The sequence below is a fragment of the Microcoleus sp. N3A4 genome, from assembly GCF_036701805.1.
GTDB lineage: Bacteria > Cyanobacteriota > Cyanobacteriia > Cyanobacteriales > Microcoleaceae > Microcoleus.
On the sequence record NZ_JAUBRJ010000143.1, the window covers coordinates 1 to 4,832 of the forward strand.

2 protein-coding genes are annotated in these 4,832 nt (G+C 47.0%); one reads left to right on the top strand and one right to left on the bottom strand.

Going from position 1 to position 4,832, the window contains the following annotated elements; translation table 11 throughout:
• Positions 1-154: 154 nt before the first annotated feature.
• Complete coding sequence (locus QUA56_RS36120) at positions 155-3,568, bottom strand: PAS domain S-box protein (RefSeq protein WP_333368718.1); 3,414 nt, start codon at positions 3,566-3,568, stop codon at positions 155-157.
• Positions 3,569-4,351: 783 nt separating this feature from the next.
• Here QUA56_RS36120 and QUA56_RS36125 point away from each other — a divergent pair.
• Positions 4,352-4,696, top strand: coding sequence for a hypothetical protein (locus tag QUA56_RS36125; protein ID WP_333368715.1), 345 nt, complete (start codon positions 4,352-4,354; stop codon positions 4,694-4,696).
• Positions 4,697-4,832: the final 136 nt, after the last annotated feature.

Below are 4,832 nucleotides of genomic sequence, written 5' to 3' on the forward strand. Positions count from 1 at the left end.
AATCTCAAATCTCAAATCTCAAATCTCAAATCGGTTGACTGTTGACTCGATTTTATGATTCCGATGCAACCGGAAACTATGTTACTCAGATTATAGCGCCACAATTGTGGCCGGGGGCGATCGTATCTAATTGAGTTGCTGCGTGTGATGCACCCTAATTTTGCGGATTAACAGGTAAGCGGATCGTAAAAGTAGAACCAACACCCTCCTGACTTTTTACTGAAATATTTCCGCCCATCATTAGGCAAAAACGCTGGCTGATTGCTAGTCCCAAACCGGTGCCGCCATACTTGCGCGTGGTAGAAGCATCTGCTTGGGTAAAGGGTTGGAAAATGTGCTGCAACTGGTCTGGATTCATCCCAATTCCTGTATCTATACAATTAAAAACTAAAAATTCTTTACTGGCAATGGAAGATAGAGAATTTACCGCAGGTTCAGAACAGTTTTCTTGTATCGCTTCGCTGCTGTCGTCCGCAATTTTTTCTCGGCTGGCGGTGAGGGTAATTGTACCGTTGTGAGTGAATTTGGCGGCATTGCTCAGCAAATTCAATAAAATCTGCCGCACTTTGGTAATGTCACCGTGCATAGTGCCAATATTGCTAATTTGACACAAGTTTAGAGTGTTACCGTTTTTCTCAATTAGCGGTGCGGCGGTGTCGGCGACTTCTTCAATCAAGGCGGCGATGTCGAAGGTTTCTAAGTAAAGATCCATGCGACCGGCTTCGATTTTAGAAATGTCGAGAATGTCGTTAATTAGCGATAGCAAGTGTCTGCCGGAAGTGCGGATTTTGTCTAAATCTGGGGTGATTTCATTGTAGCCCAATTCTTCGGTTTCTTCTTGGAGCATTTCGCTGTAGCCGATGATGGCATTCAGAGGTGTTCGCAGTTCGTGGCTCATGTTTGCCAAAAATGCGCTTTTTGCGGTGGAAGCGGCTTCGGCTGCTTCTGCGGCGAGTTGCAAGGCGGATTCAAAGACTTTTCGATCGCTAATATCCTCGACGCTGCCTTCATAGTAGAGTACCTCGCCGTCGGCGTCGCACACTGCACGCGCGCTTTCGGAAATCCAAATTACGCTGCCGTCAACGCGGTAAACTTCTGACTCAAACCCCGAAATTTCTCCGAATTCTTCCATCACCTGCATAAACTTGTCGCGCCGCTGAGGATCGACGTAAGCTTGCTGTCTGATATTTGTGAGATTTGATGTCAATTCTTCGGGAGTGGCGTAGCCGTAGATGCGGGCTAAAGCTGGATTTACGCTCAAGAAGCGGCCTTCGGGTGTTCTTTGAAAAATGCCTTCGACGGCATTTTCAAAGATGCTGCGGTATTTTTGTTCTGCTTGACGCAGAGCGATTTGTGTGCGATCGCGCTCGCTGGCTTCGATCGCCAATGATACCAAATCTGCGAGGGAAGCAGCGAAATTTTGTTCTTCCACTGTCCAGTTGCGAGGAGTTCCCGCTTGTTCGATACAGATAACTCCGACTGTTTGTCCTCCCAGCCGCACCGGCGCATCTAAGGTGGATCTGATGCCGATGAGTGCAAAGTAAGATGCCACAACTTCTCTGGTTCTAATATCTGAAAGAGCGTCGTCGGCTGCGATCGTCCGGTCTTCTTCCAAAGCTTTAAAATAAGCTGGATAGTCTGCTGCTGCGAGTTCGGCACCTTGGGAATGCTGGTTGTTGGTGCGCCCAAATTGGTCGAGACATTGCAGTTTCGATCGGCTTTCGTCGTACAACCACGCTCCGGCTCCTTCTGTATCTAGGGTATGAGCAGCCGCTTCGGTGATTTGCCTCAAGGCTACTTGCAAATCGCCTCGATACAGCGCTTTATTTCTTGCCAATTCTACCAAAACCGTATTTTGTTTGAGCAATTGTTTTTGCCTTTGGCGCCGCACTGATTCGGATCGCTTCTGTTCGGTAATATCCCGGGCCACCCAAATTACGGATTCTTCTGAAAGCGGCGAAATGCTGGCTGCAAAACAAACTTCGCGGTCGTTAATAGTTAAATCGTACTCGATGCTGACAGTTTGCTGAGTATCTAAAGCTGCTCGGATGTGGTTGATAAAATTGTCGGCTGTAGATTGCGGAAACATCTCTCCGACTGTTTTGCCCATTAATTCTTCAGGTGGCTTGTACAGCAGGGATAGATTGGTCGGCGCGATTTTTAAATAGCGGCCGGTGGCGTCCACAACTATAATTAATTCGCTCATGGCTGCAAACAAAGCCCGCAATTCTGCTTCGGCGGCTTCGAGTTCTGCAGTCCGCTCTGCTACTCGCTGTTCTAAACTGGAGTTGGTCTGTTCTAGGGCAACAAAAGACGATCGCAATTGTCTGGCCATTTGATTGAAAGACTGAGCAAGAAGGCCGAGTTCTTTGACGCCTTGAACTTCGACTTCGCCGTCTAATTCTGCGGAGGTGAAGTCGGATGATTCGGACATTTTTGTTAAAGCTTTGGAAGCTTCCAGCAATCGGGTAATCGGTTTGACAACCCAGCGAGAGGTAAATATTCCGAGTGCGATCGCCAGTACGAACGCAAAAAAGCACAATAAGATAGTTATGCGAGTATTGGCGTTAATTTGCTCCATAAAATCTGCTTCCGGGATGGCCACTACAATCAGCCAATCGAGACCGCGGCCGTCTTGCAGGGGAGCAACGGTAATGAATTGACGTTTGCCGTCTATATCGAAGGTAAACTGTCCTGGGCTTTGAATTTGTTCAAAACTACCAAATAGTTTTTGCAAGTATGTGGAAGCCGATCGAATTAGCAAATTTTTGCTCTGTGTCGCCAACAGCCGTTTTTGTCCGTCTTGGCCAGTGACAAAGGGCAATTCGTCTGTGGAACTGGCGACTATTTCCCCGCTGCGTTCGATCGCAAAAACTTGTCCCGACGGGCTAATTTTGATGCTTTTGAGAAAATCGCTGATTTGAGAAAGAGTCAGGTCAATTGCCAGTACCCCCCGCAGGTTTCCTGTTTCATTGTAAATAGGCATCACCGGCGTAATGCCCAGAACTGGCGGTGCTGCGAAAACGTAGATTGGAGACCAAGAGGCTTTTCCTGACTGTTTGGCAGCCTTATACCACGGTCTAGTACGGGGGTCATATGCGGCGGTTTTGACGAGATCGGTGCGATTTCCCTGGCTGTCCAGGTGATAAATTTGGCGGTTTGGAGCGGTTGATTCGTCTCTGATGTATACTAAGTTTTCTGCTTCTCGCTTGAGCAAGAGGAATTTGCCCTGTTCGTCGCCGTAGTAGATGGTTGTAGTTCGATCGCTCAGCTTGGTCTGGTTCCACAAATAGCGCTCTAAGTTGGGGAAGTCTTCAGGATCTAAGTTTCCAGAGGCGATCGCAGCAGTATTCATTTGCAGGAATAAATGAGACACATCCCCAAAACTGCGGAAATTTTCTTTTGTCCTCGCTGCGACTTCCAAGCTTAACCTAGCAGCAAGGTCATTGACAGCTTTCTGGCCGTTGCGAAACGACAGCCATCCAGTCACGCCGACTGCTACAGAGATTTGCACCACCAGCGGTATCAACAAGACTAGGCTCAGTGACATCTTGGGCGAGCTTTTCATCAGATAACTGCTCAGATTTTTCAATAACATCAATATTCTGACACCTACCGAGTTGACGTATCGTTTGTCGTTTAAAAGATGCCCTAGATATAAGTTACAAAGTCGCCCAGCAAGAGTGAACTGCGGAGGCCTGCGGCTCAACACTTGGCTGAGGTTTCCACCGCTACTGTAAAAACTTGTAATATTAATGATGCCACTACTTGCCTGAATGTGGCGATCGCTCTGGGGAATCGCGGTCATTCGATTTTAGATTTTAGATTTTAGATTTTAGATTGACCCCACGGATCGAGTCGGGGGCTTGAGGATTGTAGATTTGAGATTTTGGATTGATTCCACGGATCGAGCACGTGGCGGGTACCATCAATAAATTCGCTTGTCAAAAACGCACCCCCGGTAAAAAATGCAACTGTAGGCGCGTGCTCCCAACCCCGATCGTCATCAGTCATTCCCAATTATTCAATACTTTAATCTAAAATTTTTCATTTAAAATGGGATCGCTTTCTTCGGGTGCGGAGGGTCTCCCTTACCCCGGCTGAATAAAAATCAGATTTAAATTTTTTCTACAGTGCCAGGACAAATGTAAATTATTTGACAATCGGGTGTTAAATAATTTGCTATTAATAAGATAAGCGGCCAAAATTTCGTAGCGTAGCGGGGCGTAAGCCATCGACTACAAAGAGGATAATTGAAGCATCTGCATTTCATCAAGAGCAGCAAAGTAAAGCGTTTTTGGCTTTTTTGGACGATCGATCTTTTGGGAAAATAATACTTCTGGAGGATGGCATGAACTATACATTTGAAATTCTGGGCGTATCTCCAACTTTAACATTTTTCAACCAGCAGCAGGAATTGCTGCAACAACAGCAGCCGTCAGGTGTAGAATACTTGGGAAACAGGAAGTGCACTCTCGATGCGTTTGTGGCATCCGTGGAGACAGTTTCTCCTAACCGCGGCTGGGATGTCGATCGAGTTGTAGACACCGTGATTAGTTTCTGGATGAACAACTCGGATAGCATCCAGTATTGGAAGCACAGGCTGCAGGATGCCGGCAGCGAAAACTTGTTAGTAGCGAGAGTAGGCGATATCAAGTCTTTGCAAGCTGCATTTGAATCGCTGCTGGGCGAATAGGAAAATCGGGAATTGCGAAAAAGTCGATCGACTTTTTCGCAAACATCAACTCAACAGTCTATATAGCAATCCTCGCATCAGCCGCCTCTCTCGAGCGAGACCAGAATCCTTGCAGTGCGAGCCAGAAAGCTCGCGT

What these genes read in the sequence shown, in the direction of transcription:
- QUA56_RS36120 (WP_333368718.1), bottom strand. Translation starts at nt 3,568, where the DNA reads ATGAAAAGCTCGCCCAAGATGTCACTGAGCCTAGTCTTGTTGATACCG.
- QUA56_RS36125 (WP_333368715.1), top strand. Translation starts at nt 4,352, where the DNA reads ATGAACTATACATTTGAAATTCTGGGCGTATCTCCAACTTTAACATTT.